25 protein-coding genes and 1 tRNA gene are annotated in these 26,177 nt (G+C 67.0%); 12 read left to right on the forward strand and 14 right to left on the reverse strand.

The genetic code is table 11. The features are described 5' to 3' along the window. Nucleotides 1–18: 18 nt before the first annotated feature. Entirely contained in the window at nt 19–1,611 is a 1,593-nt protein-coding gene (locus AB0L82_RS18100) for a DUF2142 domain-containing protein (protein ID WP_364637186.1), read from the reverse strand. Between the two features lie 47 nt (nt 1,612–1,658). Further along, nucleotides 1,659–2,633 (reverse strand): glycosyltransferase, encoded by a 975-nt coding sequence (locus AB0L82_RS18105; RefSeq protein ID WP_364637188.1) that lies wholly within the window; start codon nt 2,631–2,633, stop codon nt 1,659–1,661. Nucleotides 2,634–2,712: 79 nt separating this feature from the next. On the opposite strand from AB0L82_RS18105, the gene AB0L82_RS18110 reads away from it, so the two are divergent. Together AB0L82_RS18110 and AB0L82_RS18115 are read left to right on the forward strand one after the other, a co-directional pair. Next, complete coding sequence (locus AB0L82_RS18110; RefSeq protein WP_364637190.1) at nt 2,713–3,228, forward strand: GtrA family protein; 516 nt, start codon at nt 2,713–2,715, stop codon at nt 3,226–3,228. 126 nt (nt 3,229–3,354) lie between these two features. After that, the gene (locus AB0L82_RS18115) at nt 3,355–5,256 is read left to right on the forward strand and encodes a glycosyltransferase (protein ID WP_364637192.1); all 1,902 of its coding nucleotides are present in this window, start codon (nt 3,355–3,357) and stop codon (nt 5,254–5,256) included. A gap of 73 nt (nt 5,257–5,329) precedes the next feature. On the opposite strand, the gene AB0L82_RS18120 is transcribed toward AB0L82_RS18115, so the two are convergent. Beyond that, nucleotides 5,330–5,923 carry a TetR/AcrR family transcriptional regulator gene (locus tag AB0L82_RS18120; protein ID WP_364637194.1) on the reverse strand — a complete coding sequence of 198 codons (594 nt, stop codon included), beginning with the start codon at nt 5,921–5,923 and terminating at the stop codon, nt 5,330–5,332. A 21-nt stretch (nt 5,924–5,944) separates the two neighbouring features. Here AB0L82_RS18120 and AB0L82_RS18125 point away from each other — a divergent pair, with 21 nt between their 5' ends. Then, on the forward strand, nt 5,945–6,313 hold the full coding sequence (locus tag AB0L82_RS18125) for a hypothetical protein (protein ID WP_364637196.1): 369 nt from the start codon (nt 5,945–5,947) through the stop codon (nt 6,311–6,313). Between the two features lie 45 nt (nt 6,314–6,358). Here the strand turns inward: AB0L82_RS18125 and AB0L82_RS18130 are convergent, their stop codons facing one another. Continuing rightward, a complete protein-coding gene (locus AB0L82_RS18130) occupies nt 6,359–7,207 on the reverse strand; it encodes an NAD(P)-dependent oxidoreductase (protein WP_364637198.1) in 849 nt (282 codons plus the stop codon). 242 nt (nt 7,208–7,449) lie between these two features. Between AB0L82_RS18130 and AB0L82_RS18135 the strand changes: the two genes are divergently transcribed. After that, a complete protein-coding gene (locus AB0L82_RS18135) occupies nt 7,450–8,634 on the forward strand; it encodes a serine hydrolase domain-containing protein (RefSeq protein ID WP_364637200.1) in 1,185 nt (394 codons plus the stop codon). A 56-nt stretch (nt 8,635–8,690) separates the two neighbouring features. Beyond that, complete coding sequence (locus AB0L82_RS18140; protein ID WP_364637202.1) at nt 8,691–10,292, forward strand: alpha/beta fold hydrolase; 1,602 nt, start codon at nt 8,691–8,693, stop codon at nt 10,290–10,292. A 9-nt stretch (nt 10,293–10,301) separates the two neighbouring features. On the opposite strand, the gene AB0L82_RS18145 is transcribed toward AB0L82_RS18140, so the two are convergent. The 8 genes from AB0L82_RS18145 to AB0L82_RS18180 all read right to left on the reverse strand — a co-directional run bounded on the left by AB0L82_RS18145 (nt 10,302) and on the right by AB0L82_RS18180 (nt 17,318). Beyond that, nucleotides 10,302–10,946 carry a response regulator transcription factor gene (locus AB0L82_RS18145; protein WP_364637204.1) on the reverse strand — a complete coding sequence of 215 codons (645 nt, stop codon included), beginning with the start codon at nt 10,944–10,946 and terminating at the stop codon, nt 10,302–10,304. After that, nucleotides 10,934–12,232, reverse strand: coding sequence for a sensor domain-containing protein (locus tag AB0L82_RS18150; protein WP_364637206.1), 1,299 nt, complete (start codon nt 12,230–12,232; stop codon nt 10,934–10,936). The genes AB0L82_RS18145 and AB0L82_RS18150 overlap by 13 nt, the downstream gene beginning before the upstream one ends. A 249-nt stretch (nt 12,233–12,481) precedes the next feature. Then, a complete protein-coding gene (locus tag AB0L82_RS18155) occupies nt 12,482–12,628 on the reverse strand; it encodes a hypothetical protein (protein ID WP_364637208.1) in 147 nt (48 codons plus the stop codon). Next, nucleotides 12,625–13,764, reverse strand: a complete 1,140-nt coding sequence (gene rsgA, locus AB0L82_RS18160; RefSeq protein WP_364637970.1) for a ribosome small subunit-dependent GTPase A — start codon at nt 13,762–13,764, stop codon at nt 12,625–12,627. Before rsgA ends, AB0L82_RS18155 begins: the two co-directional genes overlap by 4 nt. Before the next feature lie 244 nt (nt 13,765–14,008). After that, the gene (locus tag AB0L82_RS18165; protein WP_364637210.1) at nt 14,009–14,959 is read right to left on the reverse strand and encodes a glycosyltransferase family 2 protein; all 951 of its coding nucleotides are present in this window, start codon (nt 14,957–14,959) and stop codon (nt 14,009–14,011) included. Next, the gene (locus AB0L82_RS18170; protein ID WP_364637212.1) at nt 14,956–15,771 is read right to left on the reverse strand and encodes an ABC transporter ATP-binding protein; all 816 of its coding nucleotides are present in this window, start codon (nt 15,769–15,771) and stop codon (nt 14,956–14,958) included. The genes AB0L82_RS18165 and AB0L82_RS18170 overlap by 4 nt, the downstream gene beginning before the upstream one ends. A gap of 7 nt (nt 15,772–15,778) precedes the next feature. Then, nucleotides 15,779–16,597, reverse strand: coding sequence for an ABC transporter permease (locus AB0L82_RS18175; protein ID WP_364637972.1), 819 nt, complete (start codon nt 16,595–16,597; stop codon nt 15,779–15,781). Nucleotides 16,598–16,727: 130 nt separating this feature from the next. Beyond that, entirely contained in the window at nt 16,728–17,318 is a 591-nt protein-coding gene (locus tag AB0L82_RS18180; RefSeq protein WP_364637214.1) for a bacterial proteasome activator family protein, read from the reverse strand. 101 nt (nt 17,319–17,419) lie between these two features. On the opposite strand from AB0L82_RS18180, the gene AB0L82_RS18185 reads away from it, so the two are divergent. Beyond that, on the forward strand, nt 17,420–18,625 hold the full coding sequence (locus tag AB0L82_RS18185) for a cysteine desulfurase-like protein (protein WP_364637216.1): 1,206 nt from the start codon (nt 17,420–17,422) through the stop codon (nt 18,623–18,625). Here the strand turns inward: AB0L82_RS18185 and AB0L82_RS18190 are convergent. Further along, on the reverse strand, nt 18,622–19,608 hold the full coding sequence (locus tag AB0L82_RS18190) for an NAD(P)H-quinone oxidoreductase (protein ID WP_364637218.1): 987 nt from the start codon (nt 19,606–19,608) through the stop codon (nt 18,622–18,624). The two genes, AB0L82_RS18185 and AB0L82_RS18190, sit on opposite strands and share 4 nt — an antisense overlap. A gap of 358 nt (nt 19,609–19,966) precedes the next feature. Between AB0L82_RS18190 and AB0L82_RS18195 the strand changes: the two genes are divergently transcribed. From AB0L82_RS18195 to AB0L82_RS18215, 5 genes are all read left to right on the forward strand, one after another. Next, complete coding sequence (locus AB0L82_RS18195; protein ID WP_364637220.1) at nt 19,967–21,142, forward strand: lactate 2-monooxygenase; 1,176 nt, start codon at nt 19,967–19,969, stop codon at nt 21,140–21,142. Nucleotides 21,143–21,296: 154 nt separating this feature from the next. After that, a complete protein-coding gene (locus AB0L82_RS18200; RefSeq protein ID WP_364637974.1) occupies nt 21,297–21,707 on the forward strand; it encodes a MarR family transcriptional regulator in 411 nt (136 codons plus the stop codon). A 67-nt stretch (nt 21,708–21,774) separates the two neighbouring features. Next, nucleotides 21,775–21,859, forward strand: a tRNA-Ser gene (locus AB0L82_RS18205). Between the two features lie 135 nt (nt 21,860–21,994). After that, nucleotides 21,995–23,026: a HoxN/HupN/NixA family nickel/cobalt transporter gene (locus tag AB0L82_RS18210; protein WP_364637222.1), complete on the forward strand. Its 1,032-nt coding sequence runs from the start codon at nt 21,995–21,997 to the stop codon at nt 23,024–23,026. A gap of 20 nt (nt 23,027–23,046) precedes the next feature. Beyond that, nucleotides 23,047–24,099 carry an alpha/beta hydrolase family protein gene (locus AB0L82_RS18215; protein WP_364637225.1) on the forward strand — a complete coding sequence of 351 codons (1,053 nt, stop codon included), beginning with the start codon at nt 23,047–23,049 and terminating at the stop codon, nt 24,097–24,099. A 17-nt stretch (nt 24,100–24,116) separates the two neighbouring features. On the opposite strand, the gene hisC is transcribed toward AB0L82_RS18215, so the two are convergent. Further along, entirely contained in the window at nt 24,117–25,190 is a 1,074-nt protein-coding gene (gene hisC, locus AB0L82_RS18220) for a histidinol-phosphate transaminase (RefSeq protein ID WP_364637227.1), read from the reverse strand. A 194-nt stretch (nt 25,191–25,384) separates the two neighbouring features. Between hisC and AB0L82_RS18225 the strand changes: the two genes are divergently transcribed. Beyond that, nucleotides 25,385–26,074, forward strand: coding sequence for a dienelactone hydrolase family protein (locus AB0L82_RS18225; protein WP_364637229.1), 690 nt, complete (start codon nt 25,385–25,387; stop codon nt 26,072–26,074). Nucleotides 26,075–26,177: the final 103 nt, after the last annotated feature.

Below are 26,177 nucleotides of genomic sequence, written 5' to 3' on the forward strand. Positions count from 1 at the left end.
TACCGAGTTCGCCGGAGGTCAGCCCCAGACGACGGTGGAGTACGTGACGGCCGCGGCCGTCAGCGATACGACGGTGGCGACCACGACCGTGATCGCGGGACCTCGACTCGGCGTGCGGTTGCCGGAATCGGTGAGGCGCAACGGCATCCAGCGGAGCAACACCGCGAGGGTGAGCAGGGCCAGGGGGACGAAGTAGCGGCCCTGGACGCCGTCGATGATGAAATAGTCGACCGGTGTGAAGGACATGTAGAGGGTTACGTAGATCATCGCGACGCTTGCGGCCATGGTCAGCAGGACCACCCAGGTGCGCAGGCGGTCGCCGGTGAGGCGGTCGGCGATGCCGACGCTCACGGCGAAGGCGACCAGGCTCGCGCAGACGGTCAGCGCCGGAACATCGACGTAGGCGAAGCCCAATTCGCCGAAGAACTGCATGAACCAGCGCTGATCGCGGCGCGCGATGCTGTCGCCGAACACCCGGATGAAATGGCCCGGATCGGTCAGGACGTTATGCAGCTGATCGCCGGGACGCACTGTGCCCCACTGCTTCTGCGGCCGCATCAGGCTCATGCCGTCACCGGTCGGCGCGGCGATCTTCATCCACAGCGCGAAACTGATACCGCCGATGGCGGCGGCGGCCCACGGCAGTAGGCGCTGCCACACCGCGATGCGCTCGGTGCCGCCGAAACCGAGATTGCGCGCCGGGATCACCACGATGAGCATGGCCAGCAGCACGTAGGTCGGCTTGCACACCGGCAGCAGAATCGTGGCGGCAAGCGCCGCAACGGTTTCCGGGCGGGACAGCCGCTCACCCAGGAACAGGCCCTTCACCACCAGCGCCGACACCAGCAGCGCCAGTGCGTTGGTGACGGTGTCCGCGGTGACGGTCCCGGCCTGGAACAGCGCGATCGGCAGCACCGCGACCGTCAGCGCCAGCCACTGGATGCGATGCCCGCGCAGCGTGCGCAGCGCGAACCCGACGATCGCCAGATAGGCGAGCAGTCCGGCCCAGCGGGGCGCGAGAATGGTCCCGCCGACATCGAGATCCAGCACCTCGGCGAGCCGAATGCCCGCCGCGGCGGGCAGATACGGAATCGGCGAGTAGGCGGCGGTATTGGTGAACCACACCTGCGTGGTGTGCTTGGATACCGCGGCCGAACCCAGCCGGTCGTAGGCGTCCGGATCGGCGACCTTCGGCTCCGGCTCGTCATTGTTGTTCTGATAATCGTCGAACGCGTAGCTCTGCAGCGCGTCGATGGTGACCGGAACCTGACCGCCCCAGGCCGGACCGCGATCGTCCTTGATCTTCTCCGGCAGGAACCCGCCGTGCGCCACCTGGTAGGCGCGCCCGAACTGGGTGATCTCGTCATGTCCCCAGAAGGGCGGCGTCAGCACCGACCACACCGCGCCGAATACTCCGGCGATCAGCAGGAACGCCAAAGCGGCCGCGCCGAAACGCCTTTCGATTCCGGCGATCGCGCCCGTGAGCCCGCTCGTTTCCGGTTCCGCCGGTTCCGGCGCGGTCGTCGCGGGTGCGGCGATGACGGTCCGCACCGCCCCGTCCGGGGATGCCGTCGCGTTCGCGGCCGTGCTGTCGCTTGCCTCGGTTACCACGATGTCCGATTCTGCTGTACGGCCATTCGTGGGTGTGGCAGGCGGGGTCATCGCCGAGTACCGCCCGAGCGTTCATCGGCGGGTTCATCCGCTCCGACGGCGGAATAGCGCAGGTACATCAGGCGGGCGGCCTCGTGCCGGGACCGGCGGATGCCGTCCAGCACCAGGCCCGCGGTCCAGGCCAGACTGCCGAGCAGCAGCAGCGTGAAGCCCAGGAACAGCGTCGGGAACCGCGGCACCTCGTGGATCTCGTAGAACTGGATCACTATCGGGGTGATCAGAATGATCGAGATCAACCAGGCCAGCGTGCCGAACAGGCCGTAGAACGCGACCGGGCGCTCATGCCGGGCCAGGCCGACGATCAGCCGCAGGATCTTGAAACCGTCGGTGTAGGTGCGCAGTTTGGATTCGCTGCCTTCGGGACGATCCTTGAATCCGACCGGCACCGCGGTCTGCGGGACGCGCAGATGCAGTGAATGCACGGTCAATTCGGTCTCGATCTCGAATTCGCGCGAAACCGCCGGGAAACTCTTCACGAATCGCCGGGAGAACACCCGGTATCCGCTCAGCATGTCCTCGACATTCTCGCCGAACACCTGCGCCACAACGCCATTGAGGACCTTGTTACCGGTCTCATGGCCCGGGCGGTAGGCGGATTCACCGGCGATCTCGCGGCGCACGCCCAGCACATGGTCGTACGGCCCGGATAGCAGCGCTTCGATCATGCGCGGTGCGGCGGACGCGTCATAGGTGTCATCGCCGTCGATCATCAAATAGACATCGGCCTCGATATCGGCGAAGGCACGGCGCACCACATTGCCCTTGCCCTTCCGATATTCGTGACGCACGATCGCGCCGGCCTCGCGCGCCCGCTCTGCGGTCGCGTCGGTACTCCGGTTGTCGTAGACATATACGACGATTCCGGGCACGGCGGCCTTGAGGTCGGTGACGACCTGTGCGACCGAGGCCTCTTCGTTGTGGCACGGAACCACGGCGGCAATTCGGAGCTCGGTGGGGTCCACCCGGTCAATCCTCGATGTGATCGGAAGGCGAATACGAACACGGGGAGGGTACCCGAGAATGCTGCGGTACCGTCGCCGAGTGCCCAGCAGTGAGTCGGCGACCCCCGGCGTCAGTCCCGCGGAGTCCGCCGAGAGCGTTCCGCAAACCCTCGTCGACAAGGTGCGTTCGGCGCTACGCCAGGGCGGTGCGTTCCTGGTCGTGGGCCTGCTCGGCTTCGCCGTGGACGCGGGCACCTACAACCTGCTGGTGTTCGCGGGCGGCGAGGGCCCGCTGTTCCATCAGCCGTTGCTCGCCAAGATCATCGCCATCGGCGTCGCCACCGTGGTCACCTATTTCGGCAACAAATGGTGGACCTTCGCGCACAAGAAGGGCGGCAGCCAGACGCGCGAATACGTCCTCTACGCCCTGTTCAATGTGGTCGCGATCGGACTGCAACTGAGCTGCCTCGGCTTCTCCCGGTATGTGCTCGACCTGTCCAGTCCCTTGGCGGACAACATCTCCGGAACACTCATCGGCCAGATCGTCGCGGTTGTCTTCCGCTACTGGGCATATGACAAATTCGTCTTCACCGGCGCGCGCGAAGAATCGCGTTAACGCGGGTTCGCGCTGACGCTATGCCCGACGATTGATATTGTCGCCGGGCCGAGCGGTGACAGTGGGTGTGCGTCCACGTCAAGTGTTGCCGGTGTCTGTTGTTTTCAAAGGATGTCGAGGGAATTCATGGATGCGTCGGCTGGCCAAGCCGTGACCGAAATCAATGACCGGTTGACCGCCGGAGCCCCCGCGACGCTACGTGCGGATCACGCGGCTCCCGAGCGGCTGGTGCTCGCGCGCGGACTGTTCACCGGTCCCGCGCCGCGGATCAGCGATGAGCTGTACGCGGTCGTCAAGGGCGGCAAGGCACATCGCGAACGCTTCAGCCTGCGACTGGACAAAGGCGCGAAGGCGCACACCAACACCTACTTCGGGCGCTTCGCCGCCAGCTACTGGCAGCGCTGGACCACCGTCACCGCCGTCGAGGTCGCCATGACCCTCGAGGTCGGCGGTAAGACCAAGGTGCGACTGGCCGCCTCCGATATCGCCGGGCATCGGCGTGTCGTCGCGACCGCCGAAACCAGCGAGACCGGGCGGGTCGTATTGACCACGGCCCTGGACATGTTCATCGACGGCGGCGCGCTGTGGCTGGAGATCGACGCCATCGGCGGCGAGGTCACCGTCAGCGATCTGGAATGGACCGCGCCCGCACCGGATCACGTGCGCCCGGTGGCCATCGCCATCTGCACGTTCAACCGCGCGCCGGACTGCGCGGCCACCGTGGCCGCGCTCGCCTCGGACGCCACCGTGCTCGACGCCATCGACGCGGTGTACGTGGTCGATCAGGGCAGCGATCTGGTGCAGGATCAACCCCTCTACACCGAGACGGCACCCAAATTGGGTGACAAGCTGCGCTACATCCGGCAGCCGAATCTCGGTGGCGCGGGCGGTTTTACCCGCGGCCTCTACGAGGTGTCCGGCGCCAACGAGCACGCCGACATCATCCTGATGGACGACGACATCCTGTGTGAGCCGGAAACGGTGTTGCGGCTCAACGCTTTCGCGAATATGACCACCGAACCCACCCTGGTGGGCGCGCAGATGCTGTTCCTCTACAACCCCGACTACCTCAATGTCGGTGCGGAGGAGACGAATCTGGCCACGCTGCGGCACGGGCAGAAGGTGTCCAAGGCGCTGCGCAACACCAGCATGCTCAAGAAGAACCAGGAACGCCGCGTGGACGCGGGGTACCAGGCCTGGTGGACCTGCCTCATCCCGGCCGAGGTGGTCAAGAAGATCGGGCTGCCGGTGCCGATCTTCTTCCAATGGGACGACGTCGAATACGGTTTGCGCGCACGGGAGAACGGTTTCGTCACCGTCACCCTGCCCAACGCCGCCGTCTGGCACGCCGACTTCTACTGGAAGGACTTCGACGACTGGGCGCGCTACTTCAGCTCGCGCAACTCGCTCATCGTGTCCTCGCTGCATCACGATCTCGACGCCAAAGCCATTACCCGCCAGCTCTTCCGGGAGATCGGCGAATATCTGGTCGGTATGCAGTACGGTCTGGCGCACACCACCCTGGCCGGTATCGAGGATTACCTGCGCGGCCCGAAGGCGTTGCGCGACGGCGGAATCGAAGCCCTCGCCACCGCCCGCGGCTCGCGCGCCGACTACCCGGAGACCATCAAGCATCCGGCGTCGACCGCACCGGTGGTGAACGCGCACGTGCACGTGCGCCGCGCCGGCGGTGAACCCAGCCGCCCGCTGCTGATCCTGTTCAAGCGCGCGTTCACCCAGTGGACCGGCCGCACCATTCCGGGCGTCGTCGGCGTCACCCGCGAGGACGCGCACTGGTGGCATATCGGCCTCTATGACCACGTGGTGGTCACCGACGCCTCCCAGTCCGGTGTGCGAATTCGCCGCCGCGACAAGGAAACCGCGCGCCGCCTGCTGGTCCGCGCGTACAAGGTGCTCAAGCAGCTGCGCGAGGAGCTCCCGTCCCTGCAACAGCAGTGGCGCGCCGCCATGCCCGAACTCACCAGCCGCGAGAACTGGGAACGCCTCTACGGCATCGACCCGAAGTGAGTTCGATCTGAACATCGAAGCGGCCACATCCCAGAGGGGGTGTGGCCGCTTCGTTCATATCCAAGTGGCGGGATCAGCGTTGTGCGGTCAGCAGCGTGCGGGTGGCGGCGGTCAGGTCGTCGTCCAGCCAGTCCGGGAACGACGCCGTCTGCGCGAAGCGTCGCAGTGCGCCGTAGGGCAGGTCCACCACCGCGCGGCGGACCGCGTCGAGTTCACGTTCGCCGTCGGAACCGAAGACGCCCCGCGCGATTCGATGGAATTCGGCGAACAGCGGTTCGTTCATCACGGCCAGTCGCTCGTTGAATTCGGTATCCGGTGTGCCGTCGAGCAGATCGCGGAGCCGCAGATTCAGCAGCAGTTTGGCGTCCTCGGGCAACTCCCGCCCGAACGTCAGCGACGCGGTGGTCATGGCCACCGCGGCTTCGATCGGATCCGGCTGCGCCACAGCCGCGTTCACCACCCCGGTCTGAAAACGCTCCAGCGCGCGCAGCCAGGCCGCGATCACCACGCCATTGCGATTGCCGAACCGGTGGTACAGCGTCCCCACGGGCGCGCCACTGGCCTCCGCGATGGCGGCCACGCTGGCCGCCCGCGGCCCATCGCGCAGCACCAGGGTGCGTGCCGCGTCGAGGATCACATCGGTGTCGTGCTTCCGGGGAGGTGCCATGAACTAGTACAGTCCTTCTATATGGAGCGTTTGCCCTATATCGATGAGCATTCCACAATAGTCCCCGCCGACCGCGCCGGAACATGGTCCGCCCTACTGCGCACGACCTGCGAGAACCCGAATGATCTCAGCACACTCCCGCGCGGATTCACCCTCGACGCCGCCGACCCGCCGAATCGGCTCGCCGCCGTGGGCCACCACCCCTTCTCCCGCTACGCCCTCACCTTCACCCTCACCGAGGAAACCCCCACCCGAACCCGCCTCACCGCCGAAACCCGCGCCGTCTTCCCGGGCCTGCACGGCCGCCTCTATCGCGCCCTCGTCATAGGCAGTGGCGGCCACCGCCTCGTCGTCCGCTCCATGCTGCGCCGAATCGCCGCCGCGGCATGAGAACGGCGGGCCGCGCGTACGCGACCCGCCGTTGCCCGGAACGAATCAGAGGAACAGGTCGGTGGTGAGGGGGCCGTCGCCGGGGATGACGCGGTATTTGTCGAGGTCCGTGATGCCGTGGGCGGCAAGGACTTCGTCATCGAGGAAGAAGTTGCCGGAGGTGTCCTTGGCGGGGGAGGTCAGGACCAGGTAGGCGGCGTCGGCGTAGATGTCGGGGGTGCGGGAGGTGGCGACCATTTCCTCGCCGCCGAGCAGGTTGCGTACCGCCGCCGTGGCGATGGTGGTGCGGGGCCACAGCGAGTTGACGCCGATGCCGTACTTGCGGAGTTCTTCGGCCAAACCCAGTGTGGTCAGGGACATTCCGTATTTGGCGATGGTGTAGCCGAGTGAGGCCCCGGCCCATTTCGGGTCCAGGTTCAGCGGCGGCGACAGGGTCAGGATGTGCGGGTTGCGGCCCGCCTGGGCGGAATCCTTCAGTGCCGGAATGCAGGTCTTCGAGAGCAGGAAGCTGCCGCGGCAGTTGATGTCCTGCATCAGGTCGTACTTCTTCATGGGAAGAATCTCGGTGGGGGACAGGTCGATTGCCGACGCGTTGTTCACCACCAGATCGATGCCGCCGAACCGCTGCACGGTCTGCTGTACCGCCTCGGCCACCGCGCCGTCATCGCGGACATCGCCGACGTACTTGAGGACGGTGCCGCCCGCCTGCTCCAGTTCGGCCGCCGCGGTGTGAATGGTGCCGGGCAGTTTCGGATGCGGGGTATCGGTCTTGGCGATCAGCGTGATGTTCGCGCCGTCCGCCGCCGCTCGTTTGGCGATCTCCAGCCCGATGCCGCGGCTGCCGCCCGACATGATCATGGTCCGGCCCGCCAGCGGCTTGCGTTCTTGCGTCATGGTCAGCTCCCTCTCCCTTGCCTTCGCCCCGGTTCGATAATCCGCGCGTCCATGCGAGGCCGGGGCGAAACCCTGCAATTCGGACAGTAGGCGTATTCGCCGCGTTATGCAACGAGTTGCATACCACCGGTAGCGCCAGCGCTACCAAAGATCAGGGTGTTTACCGGATGGGCAGGTCAGAGCCGTTTTCCTAGGCTGGAATCCGCCGGACAACCCGGCCTGAACAGGAGGAACGCCTTCTCATGAGGACACTCGCGCGGCATCGCGGCCGTACCGCGCTGGCCGGACTCGGACTGATCGCGGCACTCACCGCGGCCGGATGCGGTAGCGGGGACACCCCTCCCGCACCGAACAGCCCCGACCGGAACCGCGCCATCGCCGACGCCATGAACGCGGCCGTGAAAGGCGGAATCCCGGGCGTCCAGGTGGTCATCACCGGACCGGACGGACAGCGCACCCTGACCGCGGGCGTCGGCGATGTCACCACCGGCGCGCCCATCGCCGACAACGCGCAGGTCCGAATCGGCAGCAATACCAAGACATTCGTCTCGACGGTTCTGCTGCAACTGGTCGCCGAAGGCAAACTCGACCTGGACGCGCCCATCGAGCGCTATCTGCCGGGCGTGGTGCAGGGCAGCGGCAATGACGGCAACAAGATCAGCGTGCGGCAACTGCTCCAGCACACCAGCGGTCTGCCCGACTACCTCGCCAGCGCCAACCCGGCGGCGACGGAGCCCCCGAATCCCGCACAGGTGCAGGTGTTGCGGCCCGAAACCCGCTACCGGCAATATGATTCGGCCGAACTGGTCCGCGCCGCGATGACGATGCCCCCGCAATACGCGCCCGGCGCGCGCTCGGTCTACACCAACACCAACTACCAGCTGCTCGGCATGCTCATCGAGAAGATCACCGGCCGATCCGCCGCCGCCGAGATCGACGCCCGCATCATCGGCAAACTCGGTCTGAAGGACACCTACTTCCCGGCCGATGGCGAAACCGTCATTCGCGGACCACATCCCAGGGGATACCAGGTGATCGACGGCCGACAACAGGATTACACCGATCTCAACCCGTCCTGGGGCGGCACCGCGGGAGCCATGGTCTCCACCGGAGCCGAACTCAACCGCTTCTTCATCGCGCTGATGAAGGGGGACCTGGTTCCCGCCACCCTGCTCGAGCAGATGAAGCAGACCGTGCCCTTCGACCGGATGCCCGGCGCGGGATACGGATTGGGCCTCATACGCGAAGCCAACACCTGCGGTAGGGAGATCTGGGGCCACGGCGGCAGCATCCCCGGCTTCGAAACCCGTAATGGCGTGCTCGCCGACGGCACCGCGATCACCGTCACGGTGAACCAGCTCCCCACCGATGAGGCGACCGACGAGCTGGTCGTCAAGGTTGTGGATGCAGCCTTCTGCGCCAGCTGAATCGCGCTGAGCCGCAACCAGACTCGTCACCGCTGCATGTTTTGGAAGGAATGACTGTGCGCCACTCGAAGAGCGATCGTCCCGACGATTCCGCGGCATCCCCACCCGATCTCCCCGACGTGGCGGCCCCGCGCGGTAACCGCCGCACGAGGCGGCGGCTGACCATCGGCGCGAGCGTGCTGACCGGGGTCGCCGCGGTGGTCGGGGCCCTGATCGTCACCCCCATCGTCCCGCCCGCCGATGCGGAACCCGCATTGGACGGGTTCTATGGGCAACGGCCGCAATGGAAGTCGTGCGATCTGCCCGGCCTGGACAAGGTGGGCGCGCAGTGCGCCGATATCACCGTTCCACTGAATTACGCTGCCCCGCAGGGCGAGACGATCACCGTCGCGATATCGCGGATGGCCGCCACCGATACCGCGAACCGGCGCGGCATCATGCTCTCCAATCCGGGCGGCCCGGGTGGTGCGGGCCTGGACTTCACTCCGGAGATCGCCGCCGCGATGACCCCCGAGGTGCGCGCCCGCTACGACCTGATCGGCATGGACCCGCGCGGTATCGGCCGCTCATCCGCGGTGCACTGCGGCTGGCCGCGCGGATTCGGCCTGCAATCGGCCGGAATCGACGCCGCGGGTTACGCGGAATCGGTTGCCTCCCAAGCTGAACTCGCGGCCCGCTGCGCCACCTCCGGCGGAGAACGACTGCGGTACTTCACCACTCGCAATACCGCCCGCGATATGGATGTCATCCGCCAGGTGCTCGGGGAGCCGAAGACCAGCTATTTCGGCACCTCCTACGGCACCTACCTGGGCGCGGTCTACACCCAGATGTTCCCCGAGCGCAGCGATCGCATCGTGCTGGACAGCGCGGTCGATCCGGCCCGCTACGGGGCGGTGGACATGGTGCGGGATATGGGCGTGCCGAATGAGGCGGCCCTGGACGCCTGGGCCGACTCCGCGGCCGCGAAGAACAACACGTACCGGCTCGGCGGCACCCGGGAAGAAGTGCGCGCCACCGTCCAGAATCTGATTCGGCGCGCGGCCGAAAAGCCGATCCGGGTGGGCGAATACGATGTGGATGACCATGCGCTGCCGATGATGCTGTTCACCGTCCTCGATGATCCGCGGGCCTACGACGCGGTCTCCGATATGGTCCGGCTGTTCGCCGACGCGGCCGACGGTGTCTCGGTCGATCCGGACCCGGGCATTCTGAAATCCCTGGCCTACATGCTGAAGGCCGATCCGGAGGACGGCGCGGCGCAGATGGCCATCATGTGCGGTGATGCCGGGGTGCCCCGCGATCCGGCGTGGTACTGGCGCAATATCGAAGCGGCCCGCCCCACCCAGCCGGTGTTCGGCGCGTTCACCAACAACATCACCCCGTGCGCGTTCTGGGCTCCGCCGCTGGAAGAGCGTACGGCCGTGGACAATTCGGTGCCCGCGCTCATCGTGCAGTCCACCGGCGACACCCGCACCAGCTACGGCAATGCCCAGGGCCTGCACCGGGCGATGACGGCCTCGCGCCTGGTGACGCTGGACAATGTCGCCATTCACTGGATCTTCGGCCGCTACCCGAACAACTGCGTGTACGCGGCGGTGAACAAGTATTTCCTGGACGGCACGCTGCCCGCGAATGATGAGACCTGCCAGCGGGATTGATGCGTCCGGTCAGGCGTTGAGATAGGCGAGCACCGCCAGCACCCGGCGGTGCCCGACCTCGTCCGCGAACAGTCCGAGTTTGGCGAAAATACTCCGAATATGTTTCAGCACAGCGCCTTCGGACACCGTCAGGCGCTCGGCGATGGTGCCGTTGTCCAGGCCCTCGGCCATGAGCGCCAGCACTTCTCGTTCCCGAGGCGTGAGCGCGGACAGCGGATCATCGGCCTTGCGCCGCACCAGCAGCTGCGAGATCACCTCCGGATCCATGGCGGTCCCGCCCGCCGCGACCCGATGCAGTGACTCCAGGAACCGGTCCACCTTCCCGACCCGTTCCTTGAGCAGATACCCCACCCCGCCCGCACCGTCCCCGAGCAGTTCGGCGGCATAACTGTCCTCGACCCATGCCGACAGCACCAGCACCGGCAGTCCGGGGTGAATCCGCCTGGCCCGCACCGCCGCCCGCAAACCGTCATCGGTGAACGTGGGCGGCATCCGCACATCCACCACCAGCGCGTCCGGCCGATCCGCCGTCGCCACGGCGAGCAGATCATCGGCATTGTCGACCGCCGCCACCACCTCGATCCCGGCGGATTTCAACAGCAGCGCCAGCCCTTCACGCAACAGGGCATCGTCCTCGGCGATCACAACCCGCATGGCAACTCCACGCGCACCACAGTAGGGCCCCCGGCCGGACTGCTCAGCAGCATGCGCCCGTCCAAGGCTTCGGCCCGACGCCTGATGCCGGCCAGCCCGCCACCCTCGATATCCCGGGCGTCGCCGACCCCGTCATCGGCGATCTCAACCGTCAACATGTCGGCCGAACCGCCGAGGGACACCGAAACATGCTCGGCCCGAGAATGTTTGGTGGCATTGGTGAGTGCCTCCGCGATCACGAAATAGGCCGCGGCTTCGACGGCCGCGGGACGGCGCGGGAAGCCCGGCGTCGACTCGGTGCCCTGGTCCGCGGGGCCGGGGCGATGCGCACCCGAGCCGAGATCCACCGTGCAGGGGATGGGGCTGCGCGCGGCCAAGGCCGAAATCGCGCTGGCGAGACCGCGATCGGACAGCACCGGGGGATAGACGCTGCGCACCACATCGCGCAGTTCGGCCAGTGCGGCGGTAGCGGTGTCCTGCGCCTTGCGCACCAGTTCATCGGCGGCGTTCGGATCTCGTTGCCGCAGTTGGTCGGCCACTCCGAGCTGCATGATCACCGCGGCGATGCGCGCCTGCGCGCCATCGTGCAGATCGCGTTCGATGCGGCGCAATTCCGCGCCGTGCGCGTCCAGGGCGGCGGCCCGGGTCGCGGTCAACGCCGCCACCCGATCGGCCAGCACGATCCCCTTCGCCGGGCCGAGCAGTGCGGCCGCGATCCGGGCCTGCCACCGTGCCACCACCGGGGCTTGCAGCCCCAGCCACAGGAACGGCAGCGCCGCGATCGAACCCACCGCGGCCAAACCCCACGAGTCGACGACGAATCCCAGCCCCTCGACACTGCGCTCGGGCAGCGCCTGCCAGAACCACGGCCGCACCGCCTGCGCCACCGCCGCGAACGGCAACGCCACCGCGATCGTGCCCACGAAGATCCCGGTCACCGCGTGCAGCACCAGCCACCCCAGATCCCGCCGATTGGCCGGATCCCGCACCAGCGTCGCCCACTGCCGCCGCCAATCCCCGTCCATCGGCTGATACGGCTCGGCCACCTCCACCCCGAGGAAGTCCGCGGCCCGCCGCCGATCGAACCGGATCAGCGGCCGCACCACCCGCACCGCCTCCGGCATGAGCGGCAACCCCACCCCCACCAAACAGGCCGCCGCGACCAGCAGCAGCCCCACCAGCGCTAGCACCGACACCACCGAGCTGACCGCCCCGATCCCGAGGTACAGCAGCGCACTCGGCATGGCCCGCAGCCGACCCCGAACCCACCCCACCACGAAACTCATCGGCTCATCCCGGCCATCAACCCGCCCCGAGCCGCCACCCACCGCAGGGCGGCACTCAACCCCGCATCGGGAAAACTCGCAGCTCTTCGCACCCTTCCAACCTATCTGCCCCCATCTGTTCACCCGTCCAGCGCCCCGACACGTAACCGCCAGTCGCCCTGACACGGCCTCTCGTCATCCCGGCCAAAAGCATGCCGGGATGACGGGGGAGGTGAGGGTGTGGCCCCCACCCTGTGTTCCCGGCAGGCGCTAGGGCCTACCGCCGCCGCCGACCCAGGGTTTTGGCGGCGGGGGCGGGAGGTCGGGGAGGTGCCCCCAGCGCGCCCAGGCTTTGAGGACCTGGGCGGCCAGGGGGTGCGGGGGTGCGCTCGGGGTGGGCGCGGTCGGCGTGGTCATCGGCCGAATTTGGTGCGGTCGCGGTACATGCGGCGTTGGTCCTTGCCGATCTGTTTCCAGGCGCGTTCGCGTTCGGCGCGCAGGCGGTGGTCGGAGCGGGCCGCCATCCACTCGTTCTCGCGGGAGAGTTTGCGGTAGCTGGTGAGGCGGCGTTCGGGGATTTCTCCGGATTCGATGGCCGCCTGTACGGCACAGCCGGGTTCCCGATCGTGTGAGCAATCGGTGAAACGGCATGCGACGGCCAGGGATTCGATATCGCTGAAGGTGCGGCCGATGCCCTCGGCGGCATCCCAGAGGCCGATGGAGCGCAGCCCGGGGGTGTCGATGAGGGTGCCGCCGCCGGGGAGCGGACGGAGTTCGCGGTGCACGGTGGTGTGCCGTCCGCGTTTGTCACCCTCGCGAACCGCGTTGGTGGCGAACACTTCCGAACCCAGCAGAGCATTGGCGAGGGTGGATTTGCCCGCGCCGGACGGTCCGAGCAGCGCCACCGTGCCGTCCAGCACGGCGGTCAGCACCTCCATGCCGAGTCCGGTCGACGCGCTCACCGCGAGCACGGTCGCGCCCGGAGCCGCCGCCCGCACCTCGTCCAGCGAGAGATCCTGGGCGAGATCGGCTTTGGTGAGCACCACCACCGGTTGCGCCCCGGATTCCCAGGCCAGCGCGAGCATGCGCTCGATGCGCCCGAGATCCACATCCCCGTCACCGGGCGAGCAGATCAGCACGGTGTCGACATTGGCGGCCAGCACCTGATCCCCGGCGCGTGCCCGCGAATCCGAATGCCCGGAGACGGCGGCCCGCACGATGGCGGTCCTGCGCGGCAACAGCTTTCGCACCACCGCCGAATTCAGCATGCCGCGCGTCACGGGCCGCTCACCGGATTCGGTGCTCAGCCCCACCCAATCCCCGGTGCACAGTCCGGTGACATCGGAGTCCGAGCGCGGGCAGCGGGCGCGCACGATGACCGCCGCGGCCTGATCGGGCAGGCGAGTGCCGGAAATCGGCACCGCCACATCGCATTCGCTGCGATCCATGCGCAGCAGTCGCGCCGGGGTCAGCGAATCACCCAGCAGCGGAAGGTATTCGGCGGCCACCTCGGCGGTCCAGCCGTAGGGGGAGAGCAGGTCGTAGTCGACCACAGACATGGTGGGAGAGTCCTTCGACGGGCCGAGCCCGTCCGGGACTCAGCGCGAGATATTCGAGGTGGATACGCACGGCGCGGCGAAAACACGCGCGGGCACGACAATCCGAGCTGCTGTAGTCACGTAATCCACCTCCTCATCTCTCCCTTGGCGACCACCGGGGCGATCGCGACGCCGAATAAGAACGGGGCCAACCCTGTCAGGTTCGCCCGATCGGCGCAATCGATTTTCTGACCAGCGCTTATGTCTTGGCTTCCGGCTTGCGGAACTGCTCGCGCCGCCCGAGCCGCTGCAACCGCAGCCACTCCAGGAACCCCTGCGGATCCTTCTGCTGTAACAGGAAGAACCAGCCGAACCGAGCCAGCTCCTGCGGCAATAACTTCCGCATGCCCGGCTGCGCCATGAGGTATCCGCGATTGCGATAGGTGAAGTACCGCTTCACCGGATCGTCCGGATACTGGGTGTGCATCCGCCCGCCCAGGATCGGCTTGAACTCCTCGGACCCATTGGGGTGCAGGTACGCGGTTTGCAGACAGGTGCCGAACGGCAGCCCGGACCGCACCAGTCGCCGATGCACCTCGACCTCGTCACCGCGCACGAACAGCCGCAGATCCGGTACGCCGATGATGTCCACGGCCTCCGCCGACACCAGCGCGCCATTGAACAGCGAGGCGATGCCCGGCAGGAAATCCTCGTCGCCGAGTTCGGACCGCAGCCGCCGCCACACCACGCCGCGGCGCAGCGGGAACGCCAGCCGGTCCGGATCGTCGATATCGGCGACCACCGGCGACACCTCGACCAGCTGATGCCGCTTCGCGCAATCGAACAGCGTGGCAAGCACTTCCGGCCCGTCGGGGCGGCCGTCGTCATCGGCCAGCCACACCCAGTCCGCGCCCATGGTGAGCGCGTGCAGCATGCCGAGCGCGAAACCGCCCGCGCCGCCGAGATTGTGCGCGGAGCCCAGGTAGGTGGATTCGATGGGCTGATTGCGCACCAGCTCACCCACCTCGGCCTCATTGCCGTTGTCCACGACGATGAGGTGGTCGATGGGCCGGGTCTGGGTGGAGAGCACCTTGAGTGACTCCGCCAGCAGTTCCCGGCGTTTATGGGTCACCACGATGGCGACGATGCGGGCATCGTCGCCGAAATGCGGTGTGGTCTGGTCAGCGTTGCCGGATTGACGGTCGCTCATGCGGGATTCCGTTCGGGTTCACGTGCCAGATCCCGCAGCACCTGCGCCACGTGATCGCCCGCCTCCGGGCCTTCGTACGCGCGCACGACTTCCTCGATGCCGCCGTGCATGCGTACCTGTCCATGATCTATCCACATCGCGGAATCACATAGTTGGGCGAGGAATTCGTTGGAGTGACTCGCGAAAACCAGGATGCCGGAGCGGGAAACCAATTCCTGCAAACGGATTCGCGCCTTCTTCATGAATTCCGCGTCGACCGCGCCGATACCCTCGTCGAGCAGCAGGATCTCCGGATCGATGGAGGTCACCACACCCATGGCCAGGCGCACCCGCATACCGGTGGAGTAGGTGCGCAGCGGCATCGCCAAATATTCGCCCAATTCGGTGAATTCGGCGATCTCGTCGATCAGCGACAGCATCTTCTTGCGGGTCTGCCCGAGGAACAAACCGCGAATGATGATGTTGTCGTAGCCCGAGACCTCCGGATCCATGCCGACGCCCAGATCGAAGACCGGGGCGACCCGCCCGCGAATCCGGGCGCTACCGCGGGTGGGCTCGTAGATGCCCGAAAGCAGCCGCAGCAGCGTCGATTTGCCCGCGCCGTTGTGTCCGACCAGGCCGATCCGATCGCCCTCTTTCAGCGACATGGTGATATCGCGCAACGCCTCCACGACCACCACATCGGACTGATTGCGCCCGATGGCGCCACCGGCCGACCCCAGGACCGCCTTCTTCAGCGATCGGGATTTGGCGTCGAAGATCGGGAACTCGACCCACGCGTGCTGGGTTTCGATACTCACATGGTCGGTCATTGAGCCTTCACACCCAGTAGGGGACGCGGGAACGGAACTTCTTCATGGCCAGTATCGCGACTATCCAGCCGACGACGGTGATGGCCAGCACCACAATCCAGCTGCGCAGGTGAATCGGATCGCCCAGCAGCGGCGCGCGCACGATTTCCAGGTAGTGGAAGGTCGGCACCAGCTCGGCCAGTTTCGCGCGGTCGCTTGCGGTGCCGGTCAGCGCGGTCGGCTTCCACATGACCGGGGTCAGCACGAAGAGCATCAGCGTGGTGCTGCCCAGGATCGGCGCGAGATCGCGGTAGCGGGTGCTGAAAATGCCGAACACGATGGTCACCCAGAGCGCGTTCAGGAAAATCAGCAGCAGGCCCGGAATCGCCAGCAGTGCCGACCAGTGCAGATGCCGCCAGATGCTGAACGCCGCCAGCATGATCACGTAGATGATCAGGTTGTGCGCGAAGAACAGGAACTGCCGCCACACCAGGCGATACACGTGCACGCTCAGCGCCGACGGAAGTTGTTTGATCAGGCCCTCATTGGCGATGAAGACATCGGAGCCCTCGAGAATGCTGGCATTGATGACATTCCAGACAATCAGGCCAACAGTCACATAGGGCAGATACGAATTCAGCGACTGCCCGAACAGGGTGGCGTACAGCACACCCATCGCCGCCGCCTGTAAACCGGTGGCGATGGTGATCCAGAACGGCCCGAGCACCGAACGCCGATAGCGCTGTTTGATGTCCTGCCAGCCGAGCGCCAGCCACAATTCACGCTGGGAGAATCCGTCGCGGAAGTCTTTGAAGGCACGCGCGAAGGACTGCGAATCCGACACCAGCGTCACCGTTTCATCATCCGGGCGCACTTCGGTCGTCGCCGAGTCGGGGGGAGCAGCAGCAGGCACAGTCCCCGACCCTATCTAATAGCCCGCGAGTTGCGTCGGGAACCTGCTGCCGACCCGCAGATGGTCAGAGATATTGGCCACCACCGCCGGAGGACGACCCACCGCGCGCATCGGTTCCGCTCATGCCGGGCGGGAGGGCGTGGCGCATTTGCTCGAGTTGCGCGCGGGCCGCCATCTGCTGTGCGAACAGGGCGGTCTGGATGCCGTGGAACAGGCCCTCCAGCCAGCCGACCAATTGCGCCTGGGCGATGCGCAGTTCGGCGTCGGAGGGGATCACGTCATCGCTGAAGGGCAGGGCGAGGCGTTCGAGTTCTTCGCGGAGTTCGGGCGCGAGGCCCTGTTCGAGTTCGCGAATCGAGGTGCGGTGGATATCGCGCAGCCGGCTGCGGCTGGCATCGTCGAGCGGTGCGTGCCGGACTTCCTCCAGCAGCTGTTTGATCATGGTGCCGATGCGCATGACCTTCGCGGGCTGTTCCACCATGTCGGCGAGCGACTCATCCTGTTCGCCGGAATCGCCGGAATTACCCTCACCGACAACCTGTCCGGTCACCTCGACCGGTTCGCCGCCGATCTGCGCGGCGGCCGGAATCATCAACGGCTTGCCCTCGGGGCCGATCACCACAATGGATTCCGGCGCCCCATCCGATTGCGTCATCCCCCCATCATGTCCCGTCACCGCCGACGGCGCTAAGCGGCACCCACCCAAACCGCACACACCGTTACGCCGACTTGCCCTCTGCCTTTAGAGTGACCAGCATGACTTACGACGTCGCACGGGTTCGGGGCCTAATACCGTCCCTGGGCGACGGCTGGATCCACCTCGACCCGCAAGCGGGCATGCTGGTCCCCGATTCGGTATCCCGAGCCGTCTCAACGGGTTTCCGGACCTCCGCCTTCTCGCATACCAATCGGCACGGCGCGGCCAAGCGCAGCGCCGCCATTCTGGAGGCCGCTCGCGAGGCGGTCGCGGATTTGGTCGGCGGCGACCCGGCGGGCGTGGTGCTCGGCCCGGATCGCGCGGTACTGCTGGCCTGGCTGGCCGAATCGCTGAGCTCCCGACTGGGTCTGGGCACCGGGATCGTGCTGTCGCGCCTGGATGACGAAGCCAATGTCGCGCCGTGGCTGCGCATCGCGAATCGCTATGGCGCACATGTGCGCTGGGCCGAAGTGGAGATCGAGACCTGCGAAATGCCGGCCTGGCAATTCGAGGAGCTCATCGGGCCCACCGCCCGGCTGGTCGCGCTGACCGCCGCCTCCCCGATCGTCGGCTCCGCGCCCGCGGTGCGGGTGGCCGCCGATCGCGTGCACGAGGTGGGCGGACTGCTGGTCGCCGACTGCTTCGGGGCCGCGCCGTACGCGCTCATCGATATCGACGAACTCAATGCCGATGTGATCGCGCTCAGCGCACCCGCGTGGGGCGGACCGCAGATCGGCGCACTGGTCTTCCGCGATCCCGCGTTCCTGGACCGGATTCCGTCCATGTCGCTCAACCCCTACGCCAAGGGCGCGGAGCGGCTCGAGGTCGGTGGACACCAGTACGCGCTGCTGGCTGGCCTGGCCACCTCGATCGACTATCTGGCCGTACTCGACGAACGCGCCACCGGCACCCGCCGCGAACGCCTCGAGATGTCCATCACATCGCTGCAGGACTATCACGATCAGCTCTTCGAACATCTGATGTCGGTGCTGGACACCATCCCGAACCTGACCGTCATCGGCCGCGCCTCCACCCGCATCCCGACGGTGAGCTTCACCATCTCGGGCATGCAGGCGGAGAAGGTCTCGGCCAAACTCGCCGACGCCCGCATCGGCACGCTGAGCGGATCGCACGGCGGCTCCCGCCTGCTCGACGCGCTCGGCGTGAACGATGAGGGCGGGGCGGTCACCATCGGTCTCGCCCCGTATACGACCAAATTCGAGATCGATCAGCTCGGCCGCGCCCTCACCGCACTCGACACCTAGTCGACCCGCAGGATCACCTTCCCGAAGTTCTCCGGCGAGTCCAGCAGCCGATGTGCCTGTGCCACATCGGTTATGGGCAGTTCGTCGGAGACCACGGGGACGATGGTGCCGTCGGAGATCATCGGCCACAGGTGCCTGCGCAGCTCGGTGATGATCTCGGCCTTGGAGCCGCGACCGTGCTCGGGGCGGCGGCGCAGATTCGTGGCGTGAATGGTGCCGCGTTTGGCAAGCAGCGCACCGAGATTCAGTTCCGCTTTGATCCCGCCCTGCATACCGATGATCACCAGTCGGCCGTCATCGGCGAGCGCCTCGACATTGCGTTCCAGATAGGCCGCACCCATATTGTCGAGAATGATGTCCACACCGGGATATTCGCTGTGGATGACGGTGACGAAATCATGTTCGCGGTAATTGATCAGCACCGTCGCGCCCAGTTCCCGGCACAGTTCCAGCTTCGCGTCCGAACCCGCGGTCACCGCCACCCGCGCACCGAGCGCCCGCGCCACCTGAATGGCATGCGTCCCGATTCCACTGCCGCCGCCGTGAATCAGCAGCAGATGTCCGCTGTGCAGGCCCGCCGTCATCACCAGATTCGACCAGACCGTCGCCGCCACCTCCGGAAGTGCCGCCGCCGCAACCACATCCAGATGTTCGGGCACCGGCAGCAATTGGGATTCCGGCGCCAGCACCCGCTCGGCATAACCGCCGCCGGAAAGCAGCGCGCAGACCTTGTCGCCCACATGCCAATCCCGCACATGCGGGCCGAGCGCCGCGATCACACCGGAGACCTCCAGTCCCAATGTTTCGCTCGCACCGGGTGGCGGCGGATAGAACCCCTGCCGTTGCAGCAGATCCGCGCGGTTCACACCGGCCGCCGCCACCTCGATCAAAACTTCACCGGGTCCGGGCGCGGGCAGGTCGGGTACCTGCGCCCATTTCATGACCTCTGGCTCACCGAAACCGTCGAGTGTCACCGCATACATGAAAGCGAGCCTACGGCGGCGGATCAACGATTACTGTCAGGCCGGGCTCGGTTATTGCCAGGCGGGCCTGGGCGGGCGCACAGCCTCCTGTCAGCTTCGGCGGTCATTGTGTAATGACCACATCCGAAAGGGAGAATCCATGATCGGCTTCGTGACCGCACTGTGTGCGCTGACCATCCTGACCGCAATGGCCATTTCCGGCTTCGTCGCCGCCGAATCCCCGCGCGCACTGGTGCGCGTGCGCAGCAACCGACGCTGATACCAGCGCATTCCGGCCGGAACCTTTCCGGAAGTTACGCTCCGGGAAAGTATTTCCGACACCCCCCGTACCACCGGTGTTGGTACTAGCGTTTGCCGAATGAGCAGTTTCGTCGACTTCCAGAACGAGATCTACCTCTCCGGACTCGCCGGCAATGTCCCCGCCCTACCCATGACGGCGGCCGGACTCGAAGCCCGGGCTCGGGAAGTACTGGAACCGGCGGCCTTCGCCTATGTGGCGGGCAGCGCCTCCGCCGAGCGCACCGCGGCGAACAATCTGCACGCCTTCGAGAAATACCGGCTCATGCCGCGGGTACTGCGCGGCACCAGCGGCCCGGACGTTCGCGACCTGTCGGTCGAAGTGCTCGGAACCCATTTGGCCGCACCGATTCTCACCGCGCCCATCGGTGTGCTGGGTCTGCTGCACGAGCGCGGCGAAACCGTGGTCGCCGAGGTGACCCGCGAACTCGGCATCGGCATGGTGCTCTCCACCGCGGGCTCCTCCACCATCGAGGAAGCCGGGGCGCTCGCGGGTGACTGGTGGTATCAGCTGTACTGGCCCAGCGATCCCGAACTCGCGCGCTCCTTCGTCGAACGCGCCGAAAAGGCCGGAGCCAAGGCCATTGTCGTCACCGTCGACACTCCGTCCCTGGGCTGGCGGCCGCGCGATCTGGAACTCGGGCACCTGCCGTTCCTGGCCGCAAAGGGCATCGCCAACTATCTCTCCGATCCGGTCTTCCGCGCCAAACTCCCCGCCCCCCCGGAGGAGAGCGCGGACGCCATGCGCGCGGCCGTGCTCACCTGGATCGGCCTGTTCGGCAATCACGGGCTGCGGCCCGCCGACATCGCGAAACTGCGCGACTGGACCACTCTGCCCATCGCGGTGAAAGGCGTCGTGCACCCCGATGACGCCCGGCAATGCGTGGACGCGGGCGCGGACGCGGTGGTCGTCAGCAATCACGGCGGCCGCCAGGTGGACGGGGCCATCGCGGCCCTGGACGCGCTGCCGACCATCGTGGCGACGGTCGGCGATCGCGCCGATGTGCTCTTCGATTCCGGCATCCGCACCGGCTCCGATGTCATGATCGCGCTGTCCCTCGGTGCGAAAGCCGTGCTCTACGGCCGCCCCTGGGCCTACGGTCTCGGCATCGCCGGACGCGACGGCGTCCGGCACGCACTGCGCACCCTGCTCGCGGATTTCGATGCGGCCATGGGACTTTCGGGCTGCACCACCGTGCACGACCTGAGCCGCACCATGATCAGCAGCTTCCGCTGAACTGATCTTCGGGAAAAACTCCACCGCAGCTCGCCCGGGTTCGACACGCCTGTTTGGCTACAATCAGCGCGTGGCTTTCGAATCCGGCGGCCGCGGTATAGCCGCCGAACCGAGGTGGCTCACCCCCGAGCAGCAGCGCGCGTGGCGGTCCTATATGGACGGCGGCCAGCGCCTCATGGCCGACCTCAATCGCCAACTGCAACGCGACAGCGCGCTCTCCTTCGCCGACTACCGCATCCTGGTCAAACTCTCCGAAGCGCCCGGCCGCTCGCTGCGCATGAGCGATCTCGCCGACGGCGTGCTCTCCTCCCGCAGTCGCCTCACCCATCAGATCCGCCGCCTCGAAGGCCAGCACATGGTCCGCCGCACCGCCTGCGAGGACGACGGCCGCGGCGTGCTGGCCCAGCTCACCGATGAGGGCCTGCGCCGCCTGCGCCTGGCCGCCCCCGGCCACGTCGCCGCCGTCCGCCGCTACTTCATCGACCTGCTCACCCCGCAGCAGCTCGCCGCGATGGCGGCGGCGATGGAAGTCATCGACCGAGCGGGCGACCATCGCGCCGATTAGCAGGTCGGTCACGGACCCGGCCGGAGCGAAGCGGTGGATAACTGGACGCTGCTAACATCAACCCGCTGGAAGCGTGGCAGAGCGGCCGAATGCACTCGCCTTGAAAGCGAGCGTCGTGAGAGCGACCGGGGGTTCAAATCCCTCCGCTTCCGCTGAAGATACGTAGATGGGCACCGGATCAAGTTGCCGGTGCCCATTTGCGTCGACGCCCGCGCCTTGGGCTCCGAGGATGTGGCGCAGGTGCGGGCACGGCGAGATGAGGGTGTGTCGTGCGCGGTTGGGTGGCAATGGGTCTCGCGGTTCTCGCGCTGCACATCATCGGCTGGGGCACCCTGCTGATATTCGTGGTGCCGGGCCATCACATGGTGCAGGGCGCGGTCTTCGGGGTCGGGCTGGGCGTGACCGCCTACACGCTCGGTATGCGGCACGCCTTCGACGCCGACCATATCGCCGCCATCGACAACACCACCCGCAAACTCGTCGCCGAGAACGGCCGCGCCAAGACGCACACCGTCGGATTCTGGTTCGCCCTCGGCCATTCCAGCATCGTCTTCCTGATGGTGGCCCTGCTGGCGGCGGGCGTGCGCGCGCTCGCCGGGCCCATCGAGGACGAAGGCTCTGCCCTGCACAGGTGGACGGGGCTGTGGGGCACCAGCATCTCCGGCATCTTCCTGATCGCCATCGGCCTGCTGAATCTGGCGTCGCTGGTGGCCATTTGGAAGGTGTACCGGCGCATGCGCGGCGGTGACCTCGACGAGGCGCGCCTGGAATACGAACTCGAACACCGCGGCGCGCTCAACCGGATTCTCGGGCCGGTGGTGAAGCTGGTGCGCAAACCGTGGCAGATGTACCCGGTCGGACTGCTTTTCGGGCTCGGCTTCGACACCGTCACCGAGGTCGGGCTGCTGGTGATCGCGGGCGGCGCGGCCGCCACCGGACTGCCCTGGTACACGATTCTCGTTCTGCCCGTGCTGTTTTCGGCCGGTATGACGCTGTTCGACGCCCTCGACGGCTCCTTCATGAGCTACGCCTACGACTGGGCGTTCGCGCGACCGGTGCGCAAGATCTACTACAACCTGGTCATCACCGGGCTGTCCGTGGCCGTCGCACTGCTGATCGGCGTGCAGGAGATCATCTCGATCTTCGTCGAACGTCTCGATATCACAACGGGTTTCATCGCCTGGATCGGAAATCTGGACCTCGGCGACCTCGGCTTCGTCATCGCCGGGCTGTTCCTGGGCACCTGGGCGGTCGCAATCGCCGTGTGGCGCTTCACCGATGTGGAGACGCGCTGGGAACGTGATCTCGCCGCCGATTGATTTCTGGCAGGATTGGCAGGGTGCTTCGCCGCAGTGCAGTACGGCGTCGCCTCGCCGGCGCCCTCGCCAGCGCCGCACTGCTCGCCGGTGCGGCGTTGTTCAGCCTTCCGCAATCGCTTGCCGAACCGCCCGTGGACTCCGGGTCCAACGAGGAGGCTCCGCCCGCGGTCGACGCCGTGCATCCCAGCCACGCCGCCATCGCGCGCATCGAGAATCTGAACGATCGGCTGCTGCAGGTCTCGGTCAACTCACCCGCCATGGGGCGGACCGTGGACGTGCAGGTGCTGCTGCCCGCCGTCCGCGATTCCCCGCGCCCCACCCTCTACATGCTGGACGGGCGCAGCGCCGCGGCCGACGCCAACAATTGGGCGAACAAGGGCGGCGCACTGCGCTTCTTCGCCGATAAGAACGTGAACGTGGTCTTCACCCTCGGCGGACCGGCCAGCTACTACACCGACTGGCTGCACGCCGACCCCAAACTCGGCACCAACCGGTGGGAAACCTTCCTCACCCGCGAACTGCCGCCACTGCTGGACGCCCGCTTCGGCGGAGACGGCGTCAACGGGCTCACCGGCGTCTCCATGGGCGCGGAGGCGGCCATGATGCTGGCCGTGCGCCATCCGGAGCTCTACCGGGCCGTGGGGGCGCACAGCGGCTGCTACGCAATGAGTTCGGACTTCGGCCAGGCGCAGGCGCGCGCCGTGGTCGGCACCTTCGGCGGCGATCCGGACAATATGTTCGGCCCCTCGGACGATCCGCAGTGGGCCGCGCACGATGTGCTGCTGCACGCGGAAGCGTTGCGCGGCAAGACCATCTACCTGTCCTCGGGCAGCGGGCTGCCCGGTGAACACGACGGTCCGGGCAATCCCGATGCCCGCCAATCGATTCTGTTCGGCGGACCGCTCGAAGCGGGTGCGGACATGTGCACCGCGCAACTCTCGGACCGCCTCGGTCAACTCGGCATTCCGGCCGTGGTCGACCGCCGCCTCACCGGCACCCACTCCTGGCCCTACTGGGCCGACGAACTCCCGCGCTCCTGGCCGACCTTGGCCCTGGGGCTCGGAATCGGCTAGCCCAACCTCGGAATCGGCTAGCCGAGGAAGCGCGCGACGGTCGCCGGATCGGTGGCGAAGCTCAGGAACAGGTCGTTCTCGTGCGGGTCGCCCGCGGTGATGCGGACGCCGTCATCTCCGTAGGGCCGCACCAGCACTCCGGCCTCGGCGCTGGCCTGACCGTATTCGGCACTGCGGTCGCCGAGCGGCAGCCACAGGAAGTTGGCCTGGCTGTCCGCGACCCGATAGCCCACCGCCGCCAGTGCGTCCCGCATGCGATTGCGTTCGGCCACAACGGCGTTGGTGCGCTCGAGCAGCTCGTGCCGGGCGTCCAGCGAGGCGATGGCGGCGGCCTGCGCCACCCGGTTCACGCTGAACGGGATATGCACCTTCATCAGCGCGGTGACCACGTCGGGATCGCCGACCGCATAGCCGACGCGCAGCCCCGCGAGGCCGTACGCCTTCGAGAAGGTGCGCAGCACAAGCACATTGGGCCGGGTGCGGCCGATCTCCACGCCGTTGGGCTGATCGTCCAGCCGCATGTACTCGTAGTAGGCCTCGTCCAGCACCACCAGCACGTTCGCGGGCACCGAATCCACGAAGCGGATGAGTTCGGCGGTGCCGTGCGCGGTCCCGGTCGGATTGTTCGGATTGCACACGAACACCACGCGGGTATTGGGCGTGATCGCCGCCGCCAGCGCGTCCAGATCGTGCGCGAAATCGTGATCGAGCGGCACTCGTACCGCCGTCGCGCCCGCCACCTGCGTCACGATCGGGTACGCCTCGAACGAGCGCCACGCGAAAACCACCTCATCGGTGGGCGCGAGGCAGGTGATCTGCACCAGTTCCTGGCAGATGGCGACACTGCCGCAACCGGCCGCCACGTTCTCCACCGCGACACCGTGGAATTCGGCGATGGCGCTGCGCAATTCGAGCGCGGCGTTGTCCGGGTACCGGTTCACCAGTTCGGCGGCCTCGGCGATGGCCTTGGCCACCGAGGGCAGCGGCGGAAAGGTGGTCTCGTTGCTGGCCAGCTTCACCAGGTCGGGGTGGCTGCGGCCGGCGATGTACGCCGGGATGGCATCGAGATCCGGACGAATGTGCGCGCTCACCATCCCACCCTATGCGGTGCCCGATTCGCACCGCCCCGGTGGTGCCGTACCGATGCGCCGCGGCCGCCGATCGGTGACCGCCGCGAAAGTGGCACGGCGTTTGCCGTGCGGGTGTTTGTACCGGAAAATGTTCTGCGCATTGACCCCGGCAAAACATTAATCCCGAAGTTACCTTGCGCAACTACTCTGGCTGCATGGCGGGCATTTTCCGAGATCTAGCGCCTGTGCACGAGACGATGCGGGTTCCTCTCACTGTGATCGAACCGGATGGTCATGCACGAGGTGGCATCGTGGTGTTGCACGAATCGCGCGAATTCACCGATCCTTTGCTGGATCTCATGCGATCCCTGGCCGATGAGGGCTGGACGGTGGTCGCGCCCGACCTCTTCCACCGCGCCAATGGCGTGGTGCCGGAACAGGTTTTCGGCGCGGACCTGGTCGAGGATTTCGACGCCTGCTTCGAATGGCTCACCGGGCACGGCGTCTTCGGTGACTGCATCGGGGTGCTCGGCTTCGACTCCGCGGGCACCGCCGCCGCCCTGGTCGCCACCGATCGCCGCATCGGCGCGGCCGTCAGCGTCGCCGCCCCCGGCATCGAAACCCCGCTCACCCCACAGGCTGTCGCGCTCGCCATCGCCGCGCCCGGCCTCAAAGCGCCCTGGCTCGCCCTGTTCGGCGCGGACGATCCGCGCACCCCGCCCGATCAGGTCGACCGCCTGCGCGACGCCGCCGCCCGCGCCGACGTCGCCACCCTCGTGGTCAGCTATCCGGGCCTGCGGCACCGCCCCGATCACCCCGGCTTCGATCCGGCCGGCCCCGAGGACGCCGCCACCCTCGACGCGCAAACCCGCATCTTCGAATGGTTCGACAGTCACCTGCGCTGAGACCACCCTCGTCAGATGGCCCGCATCGAGCCTCTGACCAGCCGTTTTGCCTATTGGTCACCCGCTGTGTAATCTTTCGTCCCGGCGGTTCGAAAGGACCGGC

It is taken from the genome of Nocardia sp. NPDC052001, from assembly GCF_040680615.1.
Taxonomy (GTDB): domain Bacteria; phylum Actinomycetota; class Actinomycetes; order Mycobacteriales; family Mycobacteriaceae; genus Nocardia.

Coding starts and splice junctions, on each gene's coding strand:
- AB0L82_RS18150 (WP_364637206.1), bottom strand. CDS start 12,232: ATGAGTTTCGTGGTGGGGTGGGTTCGGGGTCGGCTGCGGGCCATGCCG.
- AB0L82_RS18165 (WP_364637210.1), bottom strand. CDS start 14,959: ATGAGCGACCGTCAATCCGGCAACGCTGACCAGACCACACCGCATTTC.
- AB0L82_RS18180 (WP_364637214.1), bottom strand. CDS start 17,318: ATGACGCAATCGGATGGGGCGCCGGAATCCATTGTGGTGATCGGCCCC.
- AB0L82_RS18200 (WP_364637974.1), top strand. CDS start 21,297: ATGGACGGCGGCCAGCGCCTCATGGCCGACCTCAATCGCCAACTGCAA.
- AB0L82_RS18145 (WP_364637204.1), bottom strand. CDS start 10,946: ATGCGGGTTGTGATCGCCGAGGACGATGCCCTGTTGCGTGAAGGGCTG.
- AB0L82_RS18155 (WP_364637208.1), bottom strand. CDS start 12,628: ATGACCACGCCGACCGCGCCCACCCCGAGCGCACCCCCGCACCCCCTG.
- AB0L82_RS18170 (WP_364637212.1), bottom strand. CDS start 15,771: ATGACCGACCATGTGAGTATCGAAACCCAGCACGCGTGGGTCGAGTTC.
- AB0L82_RS18125 (WP_364637196.1), top strand. CDS start 5,945: ATGGAGCGTTTGCCCTATATCGATGAGCATTCCACAATAGTCCCCGCC.
- AB0L82_RS18185 (WP_364637216.1), top strand. CDS start 17,420: ATGACTTACGACGTCGCACGGGTTCGGGGCCTAATACCGTCCCTGGGC.
- AB0L82_RS18225 (WP_364637229.1), top strand. CDS start 25,385: ATGGCGGGCATTTTCCGAGATCTAGCGCCTGTGCACGAGACGATGCGG.
- AB0L82_RS18190 (WP_364637218.1), bottom strand. CDS start 19,608: ATGTATGCGGTGACACTCGACGGTTTCGGTGAGCCAGAGGTCATGAAA.
- AB0L82_RS18120 (WP_364637194.1), bottom strand. CDS start 5,923: ATGGCACCTCCCCGGAAGCACGACACCGATGTGATCCTCGACGCGGCA.
- AB0L82_RS18195 (WP_364637220.1), top strand. CDS start 19,967: ATGAGCAGTTTCGTCGACTTCCAGAACGAGATCTACCTCTCCGGACTC.
- AB0L82_RS18210 (WP_364637222.1), top strand. CDS start 21,995: ATGGGTCTCGCGGTTCTCGCGCTGCACATCATCGGCTGGGGCACCCTG.
- AB0L82_RS18130 (WP_364637198.1), bottom strand. CDS start 7,207: ATGACGCAAGAACGCAAGCCGCTGGCGGGCCGGACCATGATCATGTCG.
- AB0L82_RS18115 (WP_364637192.1), top strand. CDS start 3,355: ATGGATGCGTCGGCTGGCCAAGCCGTGACCGAAATCAATGACCGGTTG.
- AB0L82_RS18135 (WP_364637200.1), top strand. CDS start 7,450: ATGAGGACACTCGCGCGGCATCGCGGCCGTACCGCGCTGGCCGGACTC.